The 21,961-nt window shown below is 72.5% G+C and carries 18 protein-coding genes; 5 read left to right on the forward strand and 13 right to left on the reverse strand.

What is annotated here, in order from left to right:
- Positions 1-202: 202 nt before the first annotated feature.
- The 8 genes from ACFQRI_RS05245 to ftsY form a co-directional block, all read right to left on the reverse strand.
- Entirely contained in the window at positions 203-1,279 is a 1,077-nt protein-coding gene (locus ACFQRI_RS05245) for a metal-dependent hydrolase family protein (RefSeq protein ID WP_380665021.1), read from the reverse strand.
- The gene (gene ffh / locus ACFQRI_RS05250; RefSeq protein ID WP_380665023.1) at positions 1,276-2,826 is read right to left on the reverse strand and encodes a signal recognition particle protein; all 1,551 of its coding nucleotides are present in this window, start codon (positions 2,824-2,826) and stop codon (positions 1,276-1,278) included. The genes ACFQRI_RS05245 and ffh overlap by 4 nt, the downstream gene beginning before the upstream one ends.
- 167 nt (positions 2,827-2,993) lie before the next feature.
- The gene (locus ACFQRI_RS05255) at positions 2,994-4,730 is read right to left on the reverse strand and encodes a DEAD/DEAH box helicase (RefSeq protein ID WP_380665026.1); all 1,737 of its coding nucleotides are present in this window, start codon (positions 4,728-4,730) and stop codon (positions 2,994-2,996) included.
- Between the two features lie 296 nt (positions 4,731-5,026).
- Entirely contained in the window at positions 5,027-5,608 is a 582-nt protein-coding gene (locus ACFQRI_RS05260; RefSeq protein WP_380665028.1) for a P-loop nucleotide/nucleoside kinase family protein, read from the reverse strand.
- A gap of 522 nt (positions 5,609-6,130) precedes the next feature.
- Positions 6,131-6,469: a P-II family nitrogen regulator gene (locus tag ACFQRI_RS05265; protein ID WP_380665030.1), complete on the reverse strand. Its 339-nt coding sequence runs from the start codon at positions 6,467-6,469 to the stop codon at positions 6,131-6,133.
- Positions 6,466-7,803 carry an ammonium transporter gene (locus tag ACFQRI_RS05270; RefSeq protein WP_380665032.1) on the reverse strand — a complete coding sequence of 446 codons (1,338 nt, stop codon included), beginning with the start codon at positions 7,801-7,803 and terminating at the stop codon, positions 6,466-6,468. Before ACFQRI_RS05270 ends, ACFQRI_RS05265 begins: the two co-directional genes overlap by 4 nt.
- A 124-nt stretch (positions 7,804-7,927) precedes the next feature.
- Positions 7,928-9,145, reverse strand: a complete 1,218-nt coding sequence (locus ACFQRI_RS05275) for a CynX/NimT family MFS transporter (RefSeq protein WP_380665034.1) — start codon at positions 9,143-9,145, stop codon at positions 7,928-7,930.
- A gap of 240 nt (positions 9,146-9,385) precedes the next feature.
- The gene (gene ftsY, locus ACFQRI_RS05280) at positions 9,386-10,879 is read right to left on the reverse strand and encodes a signal recognition particle-docking protein FtsY (protein WP_380665036.1); all 1,494 of its coding nucleotides are present in this window, start codon (positions 10,877-10,879) and stop codon (positions 9,386-9,388) included.
- Positions 10,880-11,001: 122 nt separating this feature from the next.
- On the opposite strand from ftsY, the gene ACFQRI_RS05285 reads away from it, so the two are divergent.
- Together ACFQRI_RS05285 and ACFQRI_RS05290 are read left to right on the forward strand one after the other, a co-directional pair.
- Entirely contained in the window at positions 11,002-12,153 is a 1,152-nt protein-coding gene (locus ACFQRI_RS05285; protein ID WP_380665038.1) for an anhydro-N-acetylmuramic acid kinase, read from the forward strand.
- An 8-nt stretch (positions 12,154-12,161) separates the two neighbouring features.
- On the forward strand, positions 12,162-13,655 hold the full coding sequence (locus ACFQRI_RS05290; protein ID WP_380665040.1) for a sodium:solute symporter: 1,494 nt from the start codon (positions 12,162-12,164) through the stop codon (positions 13,653-13,655).
- Positions 13,656-13,707: 52 nt separating this feature from the next.
- Here ACFQRI_RS05290 and ACFQRI_RS05295 read toward each other — a convergent pair whose 3' ends face one another.
- On the reverse strand, positions 13,708-14,340 hold the full coding sequence (locus ACFQRI_RS05295; protein ID WP_380665042.1) for a hypothetical protein: 633 nt from the start codon (positions 14,338-14,340) through the stop codon (positions 13,708-13,710).
- A gap of 160 nt (positions 14,341-14,500) precedes the next feature.
- Here ACFQRI_RS05295 and ACFQRI_RS05300 point away from each other — a divergent pair, with 160 nt between their 5' ends.
- The gene (locus tag ACFQRI_RS05300; RefSeq protein WP_380665044.1) at positions 14,501-14,791 is read left to right on the forward strand and encodes a zf-HC2 domain-containing protein; all 291 of its coding nucleotides are present in this window, start codon (positions 14,501-14,503) and stop codon (positions 14,789-14,791) included.
- 45 nt (positions 14,792-14,836) lie between these two features.
- Here the strand turns inward: ACFQRI_RS05300 and smc are convergent, their stop codons facing one another.
- The gene (smc, locus tag ACFQRI_RS05305; RefSeq protein WP_380665045.1) at positions 14,837-18,478 is read right to left on the reverse strand and encodes a chromosome segregation protein SMC; all 3,642 of its coding nucleotides are present in this window, start codon (positions 18,476-18,478) and stop codon (positions 14,837-14,839) included.
- A 170-nt stretch (positions 18,479-18,648) separates the two neighbouring features.
- Complete coding sequence (locus ACFQRI_RS05310) at positions 18,649-18,933, reverse strand: acylphosphatase (protein ID WP_380665047.1); 285 nt, start codon at positions 18,931-18,933, stop codon at positions 18,649-18,651.
- A gap of 156 nt (positions 18,934-19,089) precedes the next feature.
- Here ACFQRI_RS05310 and ACFQRI_RS05315 point away from each other — a divergent pair, with 156 nt between their 5' ends.
- Entirely contained in the window at positions 19,090-19,590 is a 501-nt protein-coding gene (locus ACFQRI_RS05315; protein ID WP_380665049.1) for a hypothetical protein, read from the forward strand.
- Positions 19,590-19,778, forward strand: coding sequence for a hypothetical protein (locus tag ACFQRI_RS05320; RefSeq protein WP_380665051.1), 189 nt, complete (start codon positions 19,590-19,592; stop codon positions 19,776-19,778). Before ACFQRI_RS05315 ends, ACFQRI_RS05320 begins: the two co-directional genes overlap by 1 nt.
- Positions 19,779-19,802: 24 nt before the next feature.
- Here the strand turns inward: ACFQRI_RS05320 and ACFQRI_RS05325 are convergent, their stop codons facing one another.
- Entirely contained in the window at positions 19,803-20,603 is an 801-nt protein-coding gene (locus ACFQRI_RS05325) for an ESX secretion-associated protein EspG (RefSeq protein WP_380665053.1), read from the reverse strand.
- 1 nt (position 20,604) lies between these two features.
- Complete coding sequence (locus ACFQRI_RS05330) at positions 20,605-21,957, reverse strand: PPE domain-containing protein (RefSeq protein WP_380665056.1); 1,353 nt, start codon at positions 21,955-21,957, stop codon at positions 20,605-20,607.
- Between the last annotated feature and the right edge of the window lie 4 nt (positions 21,958-21,961).

Raw genomic sequence — 21,961 nt, forward strand, 5'->3', positions numbered from 1 at the left:
CGGACCCACGGGTCGGTACGGCCCACGGTTCGGCTGCTCCCCCACGGCACGCTCCCCTCGACACTTTTCACCCTAATTGTTCGCAGGGGCCGGTGCCGATCCCGTGTGGAACGCGAGAACGGTTGTGAATTCCATTGTCTCCGCCCCGCCTCGCGCCGCCGGACCGACCGACGCCTCCGCCGCGGCGGGGACGAGCGCGCGCTCAGACGCCGAAGACGGTCCCGTTGAGGACGATCCGCTTCGGATCCCCGAGGACCGCGAGGTCCTTGCGCGGGTCGGCGTCGTAGCAGACCAGGTCCGCCGGGGCGCCGTGCTCGATGCCCGACCAGCCGAGCCATTCGCGGGCGCCCCAGGAGGCCGCCGACAGGGCCTGCTCGGCCGACATGCCGACCCGGTGCAGCGCGCGGACCTCGTCGGCCAGCGCCCCGTGCGGGATGCCGCCGCCCGCGTCGGTGCCCGCGTAGACGGGCACGCCCGCCTCGACGGCCTTGGCGACGGTGGCGTCGGCGCGCTCGTAGAGCTCGGTCATGTGCGCGGCGTAGTCCGGGTACTTGGTGGCCGCCGCCGCGAACGACGGGAAGTTCTCGACGTTGATCAGCGTGGGCACCAGCGCGGTGCCGCGGGCGGCCATCAGTTCGACGGTGCGGTCGGTCAGGCCGGTGCCGTGCTCGATGCAGTCGATGCCCGCGTTGATCAGCCCGGGCAGGGCGTCCTCGCCGAACACGTGCGCGGTCACCTTCGCGCCGAGCCGGTGGGCCGTGCTGATCGCCTCGGCCAGCACCTCATCGCTCCACAGCGGAGCGAGGTCGCCCACCGAGCGGTCGATCCAGTCGCCGACGAGCTTGATCCAGCCGTCGCCGTAGGCCGCCTGCTCGGCGACCGCGGCCGGCAGGTCGGTCTCGTCGTCCAGGTCGTCCGAGAGCTTCGGGATGTAGCGCTTGGGCCGGGCCAGGTGCTTGCCCGCGCGGATGATCCGCGGCAGGTCGGAGCGCTGCTGCAGCGGCCGGGTGTCGATCGGCGCGCCGCAGTCGCGGATGAGCAGCGTGCCCGCGTCCCGATCGGTCTCGGCCTGCGCGGCGGCCTCGTCGAGGTCGACCGGGCCGTCGGGCCCGATGCCGACGTGGCAGTGCGCGTCGACGAGACCGGGCAGCGCGTAGCCGCCGTCGAAGACGGTTTCCGCGCCGGCGACCGGTTCGAGGCTGATCCGGCCGTCGACGATCCAGAGGTCCTGCTGCACGCCGTCGGGCAGCACCACGGCGCGCAGGTGCAGCGCCGTCACTTGTCCTTCTTGCCGAAGTTGAGCTTCGACGGGTCGAAACCAGGTGGCAGCTGGTTCATCCCGCCATCGAGCTTGGACAGGTCGGGGCCTCCGGGCGGCATCCCGCCCATCCCGCCGGGCGGCATCCCGGGCAGGCCACCGGGCATGCCCTTCATGCCCTTCGGCGGGGTCGGGCCCTTGCCCTTCTTGCCCTTCTTCCCCTTCTTGCCCTTGCGGTTCTTGCTGCCGCCGCCTGCGCCGCCGCCGAACTGGCCGGCCATCCGCTGCATCATCTTGCGGGCTTCGAAGAAGCGGTTGACCAGGTCGTTGATGTCGCTGACGTTCACGCCGGAACCGCGCGCGATGCGCTGGCGGCGCGAGGCGTTGATGATCTTCGGGTCTTCCCGCTCGGCGGGCGTCATGCCGCGGATGATCGCCTGGATGCGGTCCAGCTGCTTCTCGTCGAAGTTGGCCAGCTGGTCCTTCATCTGACCGGCGCCCGGCAGCATGCCGAGCAGGTTCTGCAGCGGGCCCATCCGCCGCACGGCCTGCATCTGCTCGAGGAAGTCCTCCAGGGTCAGCTGGCCGGTGCCCAGCTTCTCCGCGGCCTTCTCCGCCTGCTCCTGGTCGAAGGCCTGCTCGGCCTGCTCGATGAGGGTGAGCATGTCACCCATGCCCAGGATCCGGTTGGCCATCCGGTCCGGGTGGAAGACGTCGAAGTCCTCCAGCTTCTCGCCGCTGGAGGCGAACATGATCGGCTGGCCGGTGACCTCGCGGACCGACAGCGCGGCACCACCGCGGGCGTCGCCGTCGAGCTTGGTCAGCACCACGCCGGAGAAGCCCACGCCGTCGCGGAAGGCCTCGGCGGTGGTGACCGCGTCCTGACCGATCATCGCGTCGAGCACGAACAGGACCTCGTCCGGGCTGATCGCGTCCCGGATGTCGGCGGCCTGCTTCATCATCTCCTCGTCGACGCCCAACCGACCGGCGGTGTCGACGATGACGATGTCGTGCTGCGCGCGCTTGGCCTCGTCGATGCTGTCCCTGGAGACCTGCACCGGGTCGCCGACGCCGTTGCCCGGTTCCGGCGCGTAGACCGGCACGCCGGCGCGCTCGCCGACGACCTGCAGCTGGTTGACCGCGTTCGGGCGCTGCAGGTCGCAGGCGACCAGCAGCGGGGTGTGGCCCTGGCCGGACAGCCACTTGGCGAGCTTGCCCGCGAGCGTCGTCTTACCGGAGCCCTGCAGACCCGCCAGCATGATCACCGACGGCGGGTTCTTGGCCAGCTCCAGGCGGCGGGTCTCCCCGCCGAGGATGCCGATCAGCTCCTCGTTGACGATCTTGACGACCTGCTGGGCCGGGTTGAGCGCCTGGGAGACCTCGGCTCCCTTGGCCCGCTCCTTGACACCCTTGATGAAGCCGCGCACCACGGGAAGCGCCACGTCCGCTTCGAGCAGGGCGATGCGGATCTCCCGCGCGGTGGCGTCGATGTCGGCTTCGGACAGCCGCCCCTTGCCGCGCAGGTTCGTCAGGACCGAGGTGAGCCGGTCGGAAAGAGTGTCGAACACGGGTTCACGGGCTCCAAGTCGATGGGTGTACCTAAGCGAGGGTAACCGGCCGGGTGCGAGCCCCGGCGACGGCCGCGAAACGACCTCCCAGCCTACCCTGCTCGCGCGAACGGCCCGAGCCCCCGACCGGAGGGCACGGGCCGCGCGGAACGAGCTCGTCGGAGCGGTCAGGCCCCGGAGGGGCGGACCTCGCGACGCGGACCGCTGCTGGTGCGGCCCTGCGGTGCGCGGGTCTGACCGCCCTTGCGGTGCGGGCGCGGCTTGCTGTCCCGGTCACCGCGGGCGGGCCTGCGGGGACGGCGGCTGATGATCTCGCCGTCGGCGCGGCTGATCTTCAGGCCGCGACCGGCCACCTGGGTGTTGCGCAGCTTGCCGAGCAGCTCCTCGGGCAGGTCGGCGGGCAGCTCGATGAGCGTGTGCTCGTTGCGGATGTCGATGTGCCCGATGTGCTTGCTGGGCACCCCGCCCTCGTTGGCCAGCGCACCGACCAGCGCCCTCGGGGTGACCCGGTTGCGCCTGCCGACCTCGACCCGGTAGGTCTCGGTGTCGGAGCCGCTGGGCTGGAACGTCGGGCCGTCGCGGCGCTGCGGCTCGGGCTCGGGCTCGAGCAGCAGCGGGCGGTCGCCCTGGGCCATCGCGGCCAGGGCCGCGGCGATCTCGGCCGCGGGCACCTCGTGGTTCTGCTCGTACTCCCGAACCAGGTTGCGGAAGACGTCCAGATCGCCGTTGGCCAGCGTGTCGGTGATGGTCTGCGCGAACTTGGCCAGCCTGCGCTCGTTGACCGCCTCGATGGACGGCAGGTCCATCTGCTCGATCTGCTGGCGGGTGGCCCGCTCGATGTTGCGCAGCAGGTGCCGCTCGCGCGGCGAGACGAACAGGATCGCCTCCCCGCTGCGGCCGGCGCGGCCGGTGCGGCCGACCCGGTGCACGTACGACTCGGTGTCGTGCGGGATGTCGTAGTTGAACACGTGCGAGATGCGCTCGACGTCGAGGCCGCGGGCCGCCACGTCGGTGGCCACCAGGATGTCGATCTTGCCGTCGCGCAGCTGCCCGATGGTGCGCTCGCGCTGCGCCTGGGCGATGTCGCCGTTGATCGCCGCCGCCGAGAAGCCGCGGTACTTGAGCTTGTCGGCCAGCTCCTCGGTGAGCTGCTTGGTGCGCACGAACACGATCATCGCGTCGAACGGCTCGACCTCGAGGATGCGGGTCAGCGCATCGGTCTTGTTGCCGCCGCGCACCGGCACGTACCGCTGGTGGATGTTGGTGCCCGTGCTGGTCTTGGTCTTGACCGAGATCTCGGCGGGGTCGTTGAGGTAGTTCTGCGTGATCTTGCGGATGCCCTGGGGCATCGTCGCGGAGAACAGCGCGACCTGGCGCTGGCTGGGCACCGACTGCAGGATCTTCTCGACGTCCTCGATGAAGCCCATGCGCAGCATCTCGTCGGCCTCGTCGAGCACCAGGTTCCGCAGGCCGCTGAGGTCCAGCGAGCCCTTGTCCAGGTGGTCGATGATCCGGCCGGGGGTGCCGACCACGACGTGCGCGCCGCGGCGCAGGCCGGCCAGCTGCGGGCCGTAGCTGGTGCCGCCGTAGATCGGCAGCACGTTGAAGCCGGGCAGGTTAGCGGCGTACTTCTGGAAGGCGTCGGAGACCTGGATGGCCAGCTCGCGGGTCGGCGCCAGCACCAGCGCCTGCGGCTTGGTGGCCTTGAGGTCGAGGTTGGACAGCACCGGCAGCGCGAACGCGGCGGTCTTGCCCGTGCCGGTCTGCGCCAGCCCCAGGACGTCGCGCCCTTCCAGCAGCAGCGGAATGGTCTGCTCCTGGATCGGCGAGGGGGTTTCGTAGCCGATCTCGGTCAGCGTCTGCTGGACGCGCTGGTCGAGGTCGAGTTCGGCGAAAGTAGGCATGCGGAAAGCGGGTCTCCCTAGCTGGGTTCGACGGTCGGGCTGATGACGCGGAACGGCCCGGCACGACCGCGCCCGCACGGTGTTCCGGGGCGATGCGTGGACTCGGTTGAATGCCCGGCCAGGGCTCCGCTTGCGCTTCGAACCGCGCGCTCCACCCGACGCACACCCTGTAGCCAGTGACCCGCAGCTCGATGATTCTCAGCCAGGTGCGGCGACTCCTTGCCGCAGCACCGGTTGTCCAGCCTAGCGATCGAGATCTCCGGCGGCTTCCCCGCCCCGCCCCAACGGGACGCACGTCACGTGCGCACCTCCAGCCGCAGGCCGCCGGCGACGTCCTCGCGGGTGAGCAACCGCACTCGGGACCAACCGGGCGGGAGGTCGCCGGCGAGCAGTTCGCGATGCACCCGCTCGGCCCGCCGGACGTGCCGCCGGAAGGAGCGCGAGCGGATCAGCCGCCCCCTGGCGTGCTGGCCGCGCAGGGCCGCGCCCGCGTCGGTGTGCAGCCACAGCAGCACCGGCTCCCGCCCGGTCAGGCGGGCCATCAGCCGCAGCAGCGCGCGGGTGCTCGGCCGAGTCGCGGGCTCGTGGGCGACCACGGGGCCGCGACCGAACCCGCAGGCCAGCGCGATGCGGCTGCGGTGCAGCAGGTGCACCAGCGGGCGGTAGCAGCGGTAGGGCACGCCGGGCAGCGCCGCCCGCATCCGCGCGCGGACCTGCTCGGAGTCCAGCCGGATCACGTCGGCCTCGGCGCTCAGCTTGCCCAGCGCCGTGCTCTTCCCGGCTCCGGGCAGCCCGGCGAGCACCACCAGCGTGCGCCTGGCGATGACCATCGCGGGCAGCTCGCCCGCGTCGACTGGGGAGACCTCTGGTAAGTCCACGACGTTCCCAGATTACGCGCCCGGTGATCTTGAGTCCGCCGCAAACGGGCGAGAAGTCCCCGGCAGCGCAGCGCGCCGTCCCGGGATCGGATCTCGCGGCGCCGACCACAGCGGCCTGGCGCGAAAACGGGAAACGGCCCGTCCCCCTCGCGGACCGCTTCCCGCTCGTTCCCGGTGCGTTACGGGGTACCGCACCCGGTTCTCCCCGCGTGGGCGGCACTGCCCCGCCGCCCACGCGCCCCCTCGCGCGCGACGCCCGATCCCCGCGGATCCCGCCCGACCCCCAGTGCGGGCGGAGCTCCCCGGTCCTCCCCGATCACCGCGTCGCACCTAGAAGTCTGCCGATCGCGCGGGCTGCGCGAGACCGTGAACCCCCGCGAGTGCGGCTGCGTAGTCCTACGCATCCTGCGACCGGGCATCCCACGCAGGCGCCGGGTGCGCGGGGCCTCGAGCGCGAGATGTCCCCGCCATGACCGGGCATGACGGGGACATCTCGGGCAGCAGGCCGCTCCGCGGCGGGGGTCAGATCGCCTCCACCCCGGTTTCGCCGGTGCGGACCCGGGTCACGCTGTCCACGGAGGTCACCCAGACCTTGCCGTCGCCGACCGCCCCGGTGCGGGCGGCCGCGACGATGCCGTCGACGACCCGGCCCGCGTCGGGTTCGTCGACCAGGACCTCGACCCGCAGCTTCTCGATGAAGTCCACCGACACCTGCGCGCCGCGGTAGACCTCGGTGTGGCCCTTCTGCCTGCCGTAGCCCTGCACGTCGCTCACGGTCATGCCCAGCACGCCGAGCTTGCCGAGCGCGTCCTTGACGTCGTCCAACTTGGACGGTTGAACGATCGCGGTCACCAGCTTCATGCGCGGCTGCCCTCCAGCTTGCGGTCATCGGCGTCGGCGGCGACCGAGGCGCGGCGGGCCGACCGGTCGTCGCCGAAGTGGTAAGCGGCCTCGGCGTGCTCGGCCTCGTCGATGCCGGCGGCCTCGTCCTCCGCGCTCGCCCGGAAGCCGGCGATCGCCTTGACGACGTGGGCCAGCACCAGGCTGAGCACGAAGGAGTAAACCAGCACCGCGATCGCGCCGACAGCCTGCCGCCACAGCTGGTCGAAACCACCGCCGTAGAACAGGCCGTTGACCCCGGCCGGGGCGACGTCGGAGGCGAACAGCCCCACCAGCAGCGTGCCCAGCAGACCGCCGACCAGGTGCACGCCGACCACGTCGAGCGAGTCGTCGATGCCGAACTTGAACTTCAGGCTCACCGCCAGGGCGCAGATCGCCCCGGTGATCGCACCGACGGCGATGGCGCCCAGCGGGGTCACCGAGGAGCAGGCCGGGGTGATCGCGACCAGACCGGCCACGATGCCCGAGGCCGCGCCCAGCGTGGTGGCGTGGCCGTCGCGGAATCGCTCGACCAGCAACCAGCCCAGCATCGCCGCCGAGGTGGCGACCAGGGTGTTGACCGCCGCGAAGGCCGCGACGCCGTCGGCGGCCAAGGCCGAACCGGCGTTGAACCCGAACCAGCCGAACCACAGCAGGCCCGCGCCGAGCACCACGAACGGCAGGTTGTGCGGCTTGCCGGGGTCCTTGGGCCAGCCCTTGCGCTTGCCCAGCACCAGCGCCAGCGCCAGCGCGGCCGCGCCGGCGTTGATGTGCACCGCGGTGCCGCCGGCGAAGTCGATGGCGGCCAGGCGGTTGGCGATCCAGCCGCCGACCGCGGTCACGTTGCCCGCGTCGTCGGTCTCGTCGAAGGCGAAGACCCAGTGCGCGACCGGGAAGTACACCACCGTCGCCCACAGCGCGGCGAACAGCATCCAGGAGCCGAACTTCGCGCGATCGGCGATGGCGCCCGAGATCAGCGCGACGGTCAGGATCGCGAACATCGCCTGGAAGCCGACGAAGGCCAGCGACGGGATCGTGCCGGACAACGAGTCCTCGCCGAGCAGGCCGGCGAGACCGAAGTTCTCGAACGGGTCGGCCAGCAGGCCCCACCCGCCGACGTCGGTGGCGAAGGCCATCGAGTAGCCGAACAGCACCCACAGCACCCCGACCACGCCGATCGCGCCGAGGCTCATCATCAGCATGTTCAGCACGCCGCGCGAGCGGACCATGCCACCGTAGAAGAACGCCAGACCTGGCGTCATGAGCAAGACCAGTGCGGCGCATACCAGCACCCATGCGGTGTCGCCTGAATTCACAATGCCTCCCCGCGTGCGGACCGAGTTGCGCCGCATCCTGGGGAACCGCTGTTTCAGACGCGCCTTCGCACCATTACGCCGGTGTGAAAGATCGCCGCAGCGCGGTTACGCGCCGGTTGCCGTGTCAATTCCGCGTTACGCCGCCCACCACGGAGGGCACCTGGACCGGCCGCCCGACCGAGAGGCCGAAGGCCAACCAGCCCGCTGCGCAGCCGAGAATCAGCACCGAGGGGACCGTCCAGCCCTCGGTCAGGTCGTGCAGCAGACCGACGAGCAGCGGCCCGGCCGCCGCGATGAGATATCCCCCACCTTGCGCCATACCGGACAAGGCGGTCGTGGTGTCGCTGTCGGGCGCGCGCAGCCCCAGCAGGGTCAGCGCGAGCCCGAATGCGGCGCCCTGGGCGAAGCCCAGCACCACCACCGCGGGCCAGAGACCGGCGGTCGGCCCGAGCAGGATGCCGCTGAAGCCGAGCATCAGCAGCAGCGACAGCACGACGATCATCGCCCGCTGATCGCGCATCCGGCGGCACAGCACCGGGATGCTCAGCGAGCCGGTCGCCTGGATGGCCGCCTGCGCGCCCAGCGCCAGACCGGCCATCTCGGGGCTCATGCCGCGGCTCTGCAGCATCGTGGGCAGCCAGCCGAACACCACGTAGGCCAGCGAGGACTGCAAGCCCATGAAGAAGGTCAGCTGCCAGGCCAGCGGGCTGCGCCAGAGCCGGCCGGGGCTGGCGGGCAGGGGCGGCACACCGGAGCTGTGCCGCACCGCGACCAGGCTGATCACCAGGGCGACGCCCACCGGCACCGCCAGCAGGCCCAGCGGCGCCTGCCACGGCGACCCCAGCGCCGCTCCGATCGGCACCACGACGCTGGCCGCCATCGCGCCGCCCAGCGTCAGGCACATCGTGTACACGGCGGTGATGGTCGGGACGTTGTGCGGGAAGTCGCGCTTGATCAGGCCCGGCACGGCCACGTTGGCCACCGCGATGCCCGCGCCGACGATCACCGTGCCCAGCAGCAGGGTGCCGATGCCGCCCAGGGCGCGCAGCGAGTTGCCGACCAGCAGCACCACCAGGCAGCCGAGCAGCACCCGCTCGTCGCCGAAGCGCTGCCGCAGGCGGGGCGCGATGAAGGCGAACGCCCCCAGGCACACCACCGGCAACGTGGTCAGCACGCCGCCGAAGGTCCCGGACACCCCCAGGTCCCGCTGGATGCTCTCCAGCAGCGGCGCGACCGCCGTGAACGGCGGTCGCAGCGCCAGCGCCACCAGCACGACCACGACCAGGGTCATCGCGGCGGCCAGCCTGCTGATCTGCCGCGACTCCCCGACCTCGGTGTCCACAGACGCGTTCCCTTCCCGAATGACGAAAGATTCCCCCGGCCACCGGCTCGAACGCCGCCGATCACCCGGCCGGGCCCCGACCACCCAACCACTCCGCACCGCCGGCCGACACCGCTCCGGCCCGTAACTTTCCGCACAAAACAATTCGCGCGACCGTGCGGCGCGGCGGTCAGCGCCGCGGCGAGCGCGCAGCGATCGGCCCCCGCCTCCCACGGAGACGGGGGCCGATGAGCGACGCGATCACTTCAGCAGAGCGTCGACGAAGGCCCCCGGCTCGAAGGGGGCCAGGTCGTCCGGGCCCTCGCCCAGGCCGACCAGCTTGACCGGAACGCCGAGCTCGCGCTGGACCTGGAAGACGATGCCGCCCTTGGCGGTGCCGTCGAGCTTGGTCAGCACGATGCCGGTGACGTCCACGACCTCGGAGAACACCCGGGCCTGCATCAGGCCGTTCTGCCCCGTGGTGGCGTCGAGGACCAGCAGGACCTCGTCCACCTGGGCCTTCTTCTCCACGACCCGCTTGACCTTGCCGAGCTCGTCCATCAGCCCGGTCTTGGTGTGCAGCCGGCCCGCGGTGTCGACCAGCACGGCGTCCACGCCGGTGTCGCTGCCCCGGCTGACCGACTCGAAGGCCACGCTGGCCGGGTCGGCGCCCTCGTTGCCGCGCACGACCTCGGCACCCACGCGGCTGCCCCAGGTGGTCAGCTGCTCCACGGCCGCCGCGCGGAAGGTGTCGGCGGCGCCGAGCAGCACGTTGCGCCCGTCGGCGACCAGCACGCGGGCGAGCTTGCCGGTGGTGGTCGTCTTCCCGGTCCCGTTGACGCCGACGACCAGCACGACCGCGGGCTTGCCGCCGTCGGCCGGGTCCCCGTGCGGCAGCGCCCGCACCGAGCGCTCCATGTCCGCGCCCAGGGCGTCGACGAGCACCTCGCGCAGCAGCGCGCTGGCCTCCTCGGGGGTGCGGATCGCGCGGGAGGCGACCTCCGAGCGCAGCCGCTCGGTGATCTCGGTGGTGGTGGCCGCGCCGAGGTCGGCCATCAGCAGCGTGTCCTCGATCTCCTCCCAGGAGTCCTCGTCGAGGTCACCTGCGCCTAGCAGGCCCAGCAGGCTCTGGCCGAAGGTCGTGCGGGAGCGCGAGAGCCTGCCCCGCAGCCGCTCCAGCCTGCCCGCAGTCGGCTCGATCTCCTCGACCTGCTCGGGCTCGGCAGGTTCGGGTTCCGGGGCGGCGGGCCGTTCCGGAACCGCGGGCGCCTCGGGCTCGGCGGGCTTCTCCGGAGCTGGTGCCTCGGGCGCTGCGGGCGCCTCCGGCGCAGCTGGTGCCTCGGGCGCTGCGGGCGCCTCCGGCGCAGCTGGTGCCTCGGGGGCCTCCGGCTCGGCCGCGGCCTGCTCCGGGACCTCCGGAGCGGCGGTGGCCGGGCCGTCGGGCAGCTCCACGTCGACGATGCCGCGCTTCTCGCTGTCGCGGGGCACCGCGGCGTCATCGCCGATCCCGGGCTGGCCCTCCACCTCGGTGCGGTCGTCCACGGGATGCTCGGGCGGGGCCGCCGTGCTGCCACCGCCGCTGGCCAGGCTGATGCCGCTGCCCGCCTGGTACCCGCCGCCCTTGGCCGCGGGGGTCTCGTCCTTCTCGCGCAGGCTGATCCGCCGACGGCGGTTCAGCACCACACCGGCGACCACGGCGACCGCCAGCACCACCGCGACGACGACGATGATCGAAATCAGGGTTGAGGTGGTCACCGAACCATCCTCCCACCTGGCCCGATCGCTCCCCGAGGCGCCTGCCGCGGCTGGTGAGCAATTCACCAACAAAGGGGGCAAAGTGCTTGCTTTTTCCTGCGGCTGTGCAATAGACCACAGGTATGGGGTGGTCACGGGTGATCGGCCTGCTCTCCGGGACGTCGATGGACGGCATCGACGTCGCCGCCGCGGAGCTGCGCCTGGTCGAGGACGCGATCGAGCTGCGACCGCTGGGCACCAGCACCCTGGACTACCCCGAGGAGCTGCGCGCGGACCTCCTGGCCGCGCTGCCGCCCGGCCGCTGCGACGCCGAGACCCTCTGCAGGCTGGACACCCTGGTCGGGCAGCGCTTCGCCGAGGCGGCGCGGCTGGGCGTCGAGCTCGCCGGCGGAGCCGAGCTGATCGCCACGCTCGGGCAGACGATCTTCCACTGGGTCTCCGAGGGCCGGGCGCTGGGCACCCTGCAGATCGGCCAGCCGGCCTGGATCGCCGAGGCCACCGGGCTGCCGGTGGTCTCCGACCTGCGCACCGGCGACGTCGCCGCGGGCGGGCACGGGGCCCCGCTGGCCGGGGTCCTCGACGCGCTGTGGCTGGCCGACGAGCCGGGCGTGGCGGTAGCGGTCAACATCGGTGGCATCGCCAACATCACCGTCGTCGGCGGGCCGCGGCCGCGGGCCTACGACACCGGACCGGGCAACGCGCTGCTGGACGCCGCCGCCCGGCGGAGCGGCCGCGAGCAGGACACCGACGGCGCGCTGGCCGCGGCGGGCAGCGTCGATCAAGACCTGCTCGCCGAGCTGCTCGCCGACGAGTACTACTCCCGGCCCGCGCCGAAGTCCACCGGCAAGGAGCACTTCAACGCCGACTACCTGGAGCGCGCGGTCGGACCCGCGATCACCGAGCCCGATCTGCTCGCCACGCTCACCGAGCTGACCGCCCGCACCATCGCCGACGCCTGCCGGGCCGAGCGGGCGAGCAAGGTCGTCGTCTCCGGCGGCGGCGTGCGCAACCCGGTGCTGCTGGCCGCGCTGCGCCGCCTGCTGGACGTCCCCGTGCTGGTCAGCGACGAGCTCGGCCTGCCGGCAGGGGACAAGGAAGCCCTCCTGACCGCGCTGCTGGGCTTCCTCACCTGGCACTCGCTGCCGGGGAACACGCCGGGCACCACGGGTGCCGACGGCCCGCGCGTGCTCGGCTCGCTGACCCCCGGCTCCGGCCCGCTGCGCCTGCCCGAACCCGCCACCCGCCGACCGACCCGGCTGCGCGTGCTGACCTAGGAGGACATATGAGAGCGCTCGACCTCGTCGTGATCGGCGTCTACCTGATCGCGATGCCGGTTGTGGGCATCCTGCTCAGCGGCAGGCAGAAGAGCTCGCAGGACTACTTCGTGGGCAGCAGGCGGCTGCCGTGGTGGGCGGTGTGCTTCTCCGTGGTGGCCACCGAGACCTCCACGTTGACGGTGATCAGCGTGCCGACGGTGGCCTACCTGGGCAGCTTCACCTACCTGCAGCTGGCCCTCGGCTACTTGATCGGGCGCATCGTGGTCGCCTTCGTGCTGCTGCCCCGCTACTTCGCCGGGAACCTGGTCAGCGCCTACGCCTTCCTCGGCCAGCGGTTCGGCTCGGCCCTGCAGGGCACGGCCTCGGTGACCTTCCTGATCACCCGGTTGCTGGCCGACGGGCTGCGGCTGTTCGCCACCGCGATCCCGGTGAAGGTGATGCTGCTGGCCTTCGGCGTCGACCTGGCCTACTGGCAGATCGTGCTGCTGCTGGCGGCCTTCACCGTGGTCTACACCTACCTCGGCGGGATCAAGGCGGTGGTGTGGGTCGACGCCATCCAGCTGGTCGTCTACATCGGCGGGGCGATCCTGGCGGGCGTCGTGCTGGCCGGGAAGCTCCCCTCGGACTGGTTCTCGCACGCGCTGGCCGAGGGCAAGTTCCAGCTGCTGGACTTCAGCTCGTCGATCGTGACCGACCAGTACGCGTTCTTCACCGCGGTGCTCGGCGGCGCGGTGTTCGCGATGGCCTCGCACGGCGCCGACCAGCTGATGGTGCAGCGGCTGCTGGCCTGCCGGACCCTGCGGGATAGCCAGAAGGCGCTGATCACCAGCGGTGTCGTGGTGGGCCTGCAGTTCGGGCTGTTCCTGTTCATCGGCACCATGCTGTGGTCGTTCTTCCGCGGCGCCTCCCCCGACCAGCTGGGCATGGCCAGCTCCGACGAGCTGTTCCCGCGCTTCATCGTCAACGACCTGCCGCCGGGGCTGTCCGGCCTGTTCATCGCCGGCATCCTGGCCGCGGCGATGTCCACGCTCGGATCGTCGCTGAACTCGCTGTCGACCTCGACGGTCAGCGACCTGTACCAGCGGTTGACCAAGCGCGGCGACGACTCCGCGGTGCTGCGCATGGGCCGGATCTGGACGCTGGTGTGGGCCCTGGTGTTCGTGGTTTTCGCCTCGATGTTCACCAGCACCGAGAACCCGGTGGTCGAGGTCGGCCTGAGCATCGCCAGCTACACCTACGGCGCGCTGCTGGGCGCGTTCCTGCTGGGACTGCTGGTCAAGCGGGCCCGCCAGACCGACGCGATCATCGCCTTCGCCGCGACCCTGGTGGTCGTGCTGTTCTTCGTGTTCGGCGTGACCTTCCCGGACGGCGAAGGCGGGCGGACCAGCCTGGCGTTCCCCTGGTACACCCCGCTCGGGGTGCTCGTCACCCTCGCGGTGGGCGGTCTGCTCTCGCTGCGCCACCGCACCGAGGAGCGCGAAGGCGACCCGGTTCCCTGACGGCTCGGGCCCCGGATCCCGCGGGATCCGGGGCCCGAGCGGTGCGCGCGCGTCAGCCCAGGGCGATCAGGTTGATCAGCAACGACAGGAAGACGATCGCGACCGCGCAAGCGCTGATGACCAGGGCGGGTGTCTTGCCGGGGGCCTCCTGCGGCGTCGGCCCCATGGCTCCGGGCAGGAACACCAGGGTCGGGGCCGCGTAGAAGACGTCCTGGCTCTGACCCTGGTTGACCGGGATGAACGCGGTGGTCTCGCCGACCTTCCACAGGTAGTTGACGTGCACCTGGATCTGGTGCTGCCCGGGCGGCAGGTCGATCGGGTTCTTGCCCCACTCCAGCTTCGGGCCGGGCTGCCCGTTGATCGTGACCTGCGGCTTGAAGAACATGAACAGCCAGGTCAGCCAGTGGTAGGAGCAGTCGACGAGCAGCCGGCCCATCCCGGGCGGCGGCGGAGCCATCGGGGGCTGCGGGGGCATCTGCTGCTGCGGCGGCATGCCCTGCGGGGGCATCTGCTGCGGCATCGGACCCGACGGGTGCCCCTGCGGCGAACCGCCCTGCTGCGGGTAGCCCTGCGGCGGGGACTGCATCGGGCCCGCCTGGGGATGACCGGACTGCGGGTAGCCGGGCGCCATCGGCTGCTGCGGATACGGCTGCTGCCCCGGCGGCGGGCCGTACGGGTTGGTCATCGAATCTCCTATGCCTGCCTGGACTCCGGCTCCGCACATCCTCGCGCACCCCGCGACCGGTCCCGACACCGGACTTGCGGGTGCCCCGATCGAGCGGACCATCCTTCAGCACGAGCCTCTCACGACCGATCTCGATCACGTAGGCGTTCGAGGACGGGGCATGCACGACACGGATCACACCGAGTTCCAGGACCGGCTGCCGGGATTCAAGTCCGGCGCGCTGGACGACGTCGAGTGGCTGATGGTGCGCACCCACCTGGCCGAGTGCGCCCAGTGCCAGGCCGAGATGCGACGACCGGAACTGCTCAACCGCGCCGCCCCGAAGCGCATCGACCCGGAGCACCCGCGGCACCCCGCCCGCACCACCGCCCCGCTGTGGACGCTCGCGCTGGGCGTCGCCCTGGTGGTCGCGCTGGTGACCAGCGCCGTCGTCTTCGCGCTGACCAGCTAGCCGCGCTTCGAGCCCGCGACCCGCCCGCCCGTCGGCGTTCGGTTCCTAGTCCAGCACCGCGGCGACGTCGCCCTCCTCGGGCACGCCCTCATCCCCCTCGGCCGGCTTGGACTCGGCGCGGAGGCGCTGCGAGATGACCTGGGTGATGCCGTCACCGCGCATGGTCACGCCGTAGAGCGCGTCCGCGATCTCCATGGTCGGCTTCTGGTGCGTGATGATGATCAGCTGCGAGGTGCTGCGCAGCTGGTCGAGCAGGGTGATCAGGCGCCGCAGGTTGGTGTCGTCCAGCGCCGCCTCGACCTCGTCCATCACGTAGAACGGCGAGGGGCGGGCGCGGAAGATGGCCACCAGCATGGCCACCGCCGTCAGCGACTTCTCGCCGCCGGAGAGCAGGGAGAGCCGCTTGACCTTCTTGCCCGGCGGCCGCGCCTCGACCTCGACACCGGTGGTGAGCAGGTCGGAGGGGTCGGTGAGCGTGAGGCGCCCTTCACCGCCGGGGAAGAGCACCTTGAAGACCGTCTCGAACTCCTTGGCCACGTCCTCGAAGGCCGAGCTGAAGACCTCGAGGATCTTCTCGTCGACCTCCTTGACCACGCTGAGCAGGTCGCGGCGGCTGTCCTTGAGGTCCTCCAGCTGGGTGGACAGGAACTTGTAGCGCTCCTCCAGCGCGGCGAACTCCTCCAACGCCAGCGGGTTGACCTTGCCCAGCAGCTGCAGGTCCTTCTCCGCGCGCTTGGCCCGGCGCTCCTGGGTGTCGCGGTCGTAGGGCACCGACGGCGGGGCGCTGACGTCCTCGCCGCGCTCCTTGGCCGCCTCGTACTCGGCCATCTCCGCCGCGCCCGGCGGCACCGGCACGGTCGGGCCGTACTCCTCGACGAGGTCGTCCAGCCCGATGCCGAACTCCTCGATGATCTTGGTTTCCAGCTGCTCGATGCGCAGCCGCTGCTCGGCGCGCACCACCTCGTCGCGGTGCACCGCGTCGACCAGCTTCTCCAGCTCGCCGGAGAGCTCGCGGACCCGCGCGCGGATGTTGCCCAGCGCCTGCTCGTGCTCGGCCTGCTTGGCCTGCGCCTGGTCGCGCTCCTCGGTGGCCGCCTGCAGGGAGACCGTCACGCGTCCCAGCGCGGTCTCGGCGCCGTCGATGACCGCGCTGGTCACGCGCGCGGCGCGCTCGCGGGCCTGCCGGGCCGCCTCGGCGCGCGCCCTGGCCTCGCGCTCGTGGCGGGCGGCGCGGCGCAGCTGGTCGGCGCGGCCCTGCACGGCGCGAGCGCGTTCCTCGGCGGTGCGCTGGGCGAGCCGGGCGTCCATCTCCTGCTGGCGCACCGCGGTGAGCTCGCCGGAGAGGCGGTCGCGCTCCTCGGTGTCGGGCTCGTCGGCCTCCTCCTGCTCGTTGTTGACCACCGCGAGCCGCTCCTCGAGCTCGGCCAGCTTGGCCAAGGACTGCTCGCGGGTCTGCTCGGCCTTGGCCCGCTGCTCGCGGATCCGGTCGGCCTCGGAGGTCGCGCTGCGGGCGGCCTTCTGCAGGCTGGAGAGCCGTTCGGTGCTGCGGGCCCTGGCGACCTTGGCCTCGTTGATCTGCTCCTCGGCCGCCCGGACCTCCTCGCGCCGCGCCTCCTCCTCGGCGCGCGCGCCTTCCAGCGCCGCGGAGTGCTGCTCCAGGCGGCGCTCGGCGGCGGCCAGCTCCCGCTCCGCCTCGTCGACCGCGCCGCGCACCTCGATGATGCTCTGCTGGTCGTCCGAGCCGCCGGATGCCCAGTGCGCGCCCAGCACGTCACCTGCCGAGGTCACCGCGCGCACGCCGGGATTGGCCCGCACGAGGTCCCGGGCCTGGTCGAGGGTGTCGACGACGGCGACCTGGTCGAGCGCGGAGAGCACCGCGCCGGCGAGCTCGTCGGGCGCGGTGACCAGGTCGACCGCCCAGCGGGCCGAATCGGGCAGCGCGGGCCAGCTGGCGCGGTCGACGTCGGCAGCCGAGCCGATCACCACCCCGGAGCGGCCCGCGTCGTCGGACTTGAGGACCTCCAGGGCGGTCACCGCGTCGGTGACCCCGGAGACCACGACCGCGTCGGCGACCGCGCCGAGCGCTGCGGCCAGCGCGGCCTCGGCACCCGGTTCGACGCTGAGCAGCGCGGCCACCGTGCCGAGCAACCCGGGCACCCGGTCACCGGCCGACATCAGCGCGCCCGCACCGTCCTTGCGCTGCAGGCCCATCGACAGCGCCTCGACCCGGGCCTTCCAGGAAGCGATCTCGCGCTCGGCGGCGCGCTCCTCCTTGACCAGCTCCTCGACGCGGGCGCGGGCGGCCTTGCGGGCCTCGGCCGCGTTGTTGCGGCGCTCCTGCAGGCCCGCGTCGTCGGACTCCTGCCCGCCGGACTCCTCCTCGGCGTCGGCCAGCTGGCCCTGCGCCTCCTCGGCGCGGGCCGTGGCCTCCTCGAGCGCTTCGTCGAGCCGCTCGATCTCGTTGGCGCTGTCGCTGACCTTGCTCCGCAGCGACTCGACCTGCCCGGACAGGCGGGCCGCGCCCTCGCGGCGGTCGGCGATCGCGCGCACCGCGGCGAGGTGGGCCTGCTCGGCCTGCTTGAAGCGGTTCTCCAGGTCGGAGCGGTGCTGCACGACCTCGTTGAGGGCCTCGCGCGCCTGCTCGACCTGCTCGCGCAGCTCGATCTCCTCCTCGGCGGCCTCTTCGGCCTCCGCGTCGAGCTGGTCGGGGTCCTTGCCGGGGCGGTGCTCCTCGGTCTCGGCGGTCAGGTGCCGGTAGCGCTCGTTGGCCAGCCGGAGCGTGCCGTTGAGCCGCTCCTCCAGCGCCGAGAGCCGGTACCAGGTGTCCTGCGCCTTGTTCAGCCGCGGGGCGTCGGCGGCGACCTGCTCCTCGAGGGTCTTCTCCTCGGACTGCGCGTGCTGCAGCGCGCGCTCGACCTCGGTGCGCTTGGCGCGGGCCGCTTCCTGGTCGGCCTCGTCGCGCGCGAGGTCGGCGCGGGCGGTGACCAGCTCGTCGGCGATCAGGCGCAGCCGCGCGTCGCGCAGGTCGGCCTGCACCGTCTTCGCCTTGCGGGCGATCTCGGCCTGCTTGCCCAGCGGCTTGAGCTGGCGGCGCAGCTCGCTGGTGAGGTCGGTGAGCCGGGTCAGGTTGGCCTGCATCGCGTCGAGCTTGCGGAGCGCCTTCTCCTTGCGCTTGCGGTGCTTGAGCACCCCCGCGGCCTCTTCGATGAGCCTGCGGTTCTCGTCCGGCTTGGCCTGCAGGATCGACGAGAGCTGGCCCTGACCGACGATGACGTGCATCTCGCGGCCGATGCCCGAGTCCGACAGCAGTTCCTGCACGTCCATCAGCCGGCAGGTGTTGCCGTTGATCTCGTACTCGCTGGCGCCGTCGCGGAACATCCGCCGGGTGATGGAGACCTCGGTGTAGTCGATGGCCAGCGCGCCGTCGGCGTTGTCGATGGTCAGCGTGACCTCGGCGCGGCCCAGCGGGGCGCGGCCCGCGGTGCCGGCGAAGATCACGTCCTCCATCTTGCCGCCGCGCAGGTCCTTGGCGCCCTGCTCGCCCATCACCCAGCGCAGCGCGTCGAGCACGTTGGACTTGCCCGAGCCGTTCGGGCCGACCACGCAGGTGATGCCGGGTTCGAAGCGCAGCGTGGTGGCCGAGGCGAAGGACTTGAACCCCTTCAGCGTCAGGCTCTTGAGATGCACGGCTGCGATCGACCTTTCCTGCGAAGCGTGGCGGATCTCCGACTGCGTCGTCGGGAGAGCCTACCGGTCGAGCCCGCAGCGACAACGCAGAACCGCAGGTTGCGCGCAGTTTCGACCGGAACCGCAGGAGCCTCGCGCCCGAAATGCCCAGGCGGCCCCCGGTGAAGCCCTCAGCGCTCGACGAAGCCCGCGAGACCGCCCTTCGGCGTGCTCCAGAGCTCGGCGACGTGGTCGACCTGTCCCGGCGTGTCGCCGGAGCGCAGGGCTTCCAGCAGCTGCTCGCACGCGCGCCGGGGGCCTTCGGCGACGACCTCCACGCGCCGCCCCGGGAGGTTGGTGGCGCTGCCCACGAGCCCGAGCTCCAGCGCCCGGGACCTGGTCCACCAGCGGAAACCCACGCCCTGGACGTATCCGTGCACCCATGCCGTCAGTCGTGCCTGCTCCGATTCCGTCACGTGCGAGATGATGCCGCGCCGCCGGTCGGAGGGCACATCCCCCGGCGGCGCGAGGCGGGACGATCACGGGCCGGTATGATCCGCCCAGCTCGGCGCATGCCGGATGATTCGGGGGCATCCGACACGGCCGCCCGACCGTCTACCAGTGGGGCACCGATGGATCCGAACTTCGACGAAGACCCGGACGCCCGGCCGAAGCGGTTAGTAGTCCTGGCCGCCTCCGGGATCGCAGCGGCCACCGTGTTCGCGACGACCGCCGCGGTGGTGGCCGGCGCGGCCAAGCAGGACGTGGCCACGCCCGACTTCACCCTGAAGCCCACCTCCACCTCCCGACCGCACACCTCCTCGACGACCCCGTCGATGCACCCGCCACCGCCACCACCGCCGCCGACCAGCTCGGCGGGCTCCTCCTCGGCGACGACGACGCGGAGCACCACCGAGGACTCCGAGATGCCCACGAGCACCGAGGCACCCGCTCCGCCGCCCGAGCGGCCGAGCCCGACGCACGACCCGGGCAACACCTTCACGGTGCCGCCGAGGCCGACCAGCTCGACCCCGACGTCCAGCTCGCCGCCGACGACGTCGAGCACCAGCTCCTCCCCGCCGGAGACCGGCGAGAGCACGTCGCGCAGCAGCACGACCCAGGAATCCGGCTGATGGAGCTGGCCGCGCACGCGTGCCGATCGCTGTGCTCCTGGCACCGCACTCCCCGGCTGGTCGACGGTCTCCCCCTGCTGGCCTGCCGCGGGTGCGGCTCGCAGTGGGTGCGCAGCGAGCCGTGGACGCCGATCGACCACACCGGCCGGATCCCGGAGGACGTCCGGGCCCAACTCCGCGAGCGCTGAGGCCGACCGGTCGGCGCCGCTCGGCTAGTCGGACCACACCTCGGCGAGCAGCTCCCGCGCGTACTCGGTCAGGCGGGCGCTGTCTGCCGGGGCGATGGTGCTCCAGGCCCGGCCGTCGCCGGTGCGGCGCACCACGTGCAGGTAGCGGCCGCGGTCGGTGTCGTGGAAGGCCACGACCCGCCCGGCGCGCTCCGGCTTGCCGCGCCCGGGGTTGGCCTCGGCGCCGAGCTGACCGCGCACCGCCATGCCCGCGGACATGTTCGCCACGTCGGCCGCGTCGCCGTGCGGGACGCCCAGCGCGCGCAGCTCGTCGGTCAGCGCGAGCTGATCGGCGGTTCCGCTGACCTTCGCCGCTTCGCGCAGCACGTCGTTGGGCAGGCTGACCGCACGCCCCGGACCTGGCGGCAGTTCGCCCGCGACCGACACCGCCGCCGCGGCCAATGAACCGCCGCGGATGGGGGCGATCTCGACCAGGTCGCCGTCGACGATCACCAGCACGCCCGCTCCCGCGCTCGCGCAGGCCAGCGCGCGGATCGAGCGGTCGGCCCAGATCCGCAGGTCGATGCCGCGCTCGGGGCGGTCGAGCAGCGCCAGCAGGTCGGCGAACTCGACGTCGAGCCGATCCCTGGCGGCTTCGGCCAACCCGCGCCGCCGCAGCTCGTCCCAGGCCCCTGCGACCAGCCGCGCGCGCTCGGTGTGGGTGGCGCCGGGGCTGGGCACGTCCAGGACGATGTGCCGCCGGTCGGTGAGCTTCTCGGCCTCGCAGGCCACGTCGAACTCCAGCGCGGACAGGTAGATCGAGTCCGCCTCCGCTCCGGGGCGCACGTCAGTCCCGCTTCTCGGGCTCGTCGGAGTCCTCGTCGGCGTCCTCGCCCTGCTCGCCGAGCACGGCGGGCGCGACGAGGCGCTCGTCGTCGAACGGGGTTTCCTCGACGGCGTAGTCGTTCTCGTGCTCGCCGTCCTCGGTCCCCTCCCCGCGCGTGGCCGCCGGCGAGAGCACCGACCCGGGCGCGGGGCGGCTGCCGGGCGTCCTGCCCGCGGTCTTGCCCGCCACGACGTCGCCGGGTGCGACCCCGGTCGAGGAACCGGCGCGCGGCGCGGCGTTCTTCGCCTCACCCCCGGTGGCCGGACCGCCCTTGGTCGCGGCGCCCTTCCCGCCGAGCAGCCGCTTGGCCGCGTAGGCCCCGCCGCCGAGCACGGCCGCACCACCAGCGGCGAGGCCGAGCGCGGTGCCGGTCCCGATCCCGCCGTCGTCGTCCTGCCGTTCGCCGAGCTGCGCGACGTGCTCCTCGGGCTGCTCGGAAGGCCCCGGCTCGTCCGGGCGCCCCGGCTCGTCCGGGCGCCGCGGGTCGTCAGGCCGCTGCGGGTCTTCCGGTTCTCCCGGCTTCCGCTCGCCGGCACCGACGCGGTCCTCGCCGCTGCGCCGCCGATCGGGGACGGGCGTGCTCCCGCCCGGTCGAGCGCCGGGAACCGGTGCGGTCCCGGGATTCGCGCCGCCGGCGGTGCTGCGCCCCGCGGTTCCGCCGACGAGACCCCCGACCGCGGCGCCACCCGCGTCCGAACCGGAGGGCATCGGCCCGATCCCCGCGCTCGGCACCGAACCCGAGGGCTGGCCGGCCTGAACCGTCCCGGCGGGCGTCGTCGGCAGCGGGCGGTGCGCCTCGGCGTGCTCGACCGAGGTGTCCCGGTAGCTCGAGAGCGCCGCCTGCGCGGCCTTCTTCTGCGCGTCGATGCGCTTGGCCTCGGCGTCGTAGTCCGACTCGTAGCCGAACCCGCCACCTGCCCACTCGAAGAAGTTCTCCGACTCCTGGTGGCACAGCTCGTCGGTGTTGGGCAGCTCGTGCCGCGCGGATTCGAACCCCTCGCCCTGCCCCGCGACGCTGCTGGCCGAACGGGCCAGCGGGTCCGCGGCTCCGGCCAGCACCGCGTCGCGCTGGCGGGTCGCCTCGGCGGCGAGGCTGCCCGCGTTGCCCTCCCAGTTGATCTGCAGCTTGCCGAGCTCGCGGCGCAGCGTGTCGTCGAGATCGGTGACGACCTGCACGCACTCCTCCAGCGCCCGCACCGCGCTCTGCATCGACTCGGTGCCCGCGCCCTGCTTGATCTGGTTGATCCACTCCCGCAGCTGCGGGATGTCCATTCCCTCGAACCGGAGGTCGCGGATGGGATCGATACTGGTCATGTCG

This window comes from Saccharopolyspora griseoalba, from assembly GCF_042665275.1.
In the GTDB taxonomy this organism is placed as follows: Bacteria; Actinomycetota; Actinomycetes; order Mycobacteriales; family Pseudonocardiaceae; genus Saccharopolyspora; species Saccharopolyspora griseoalba.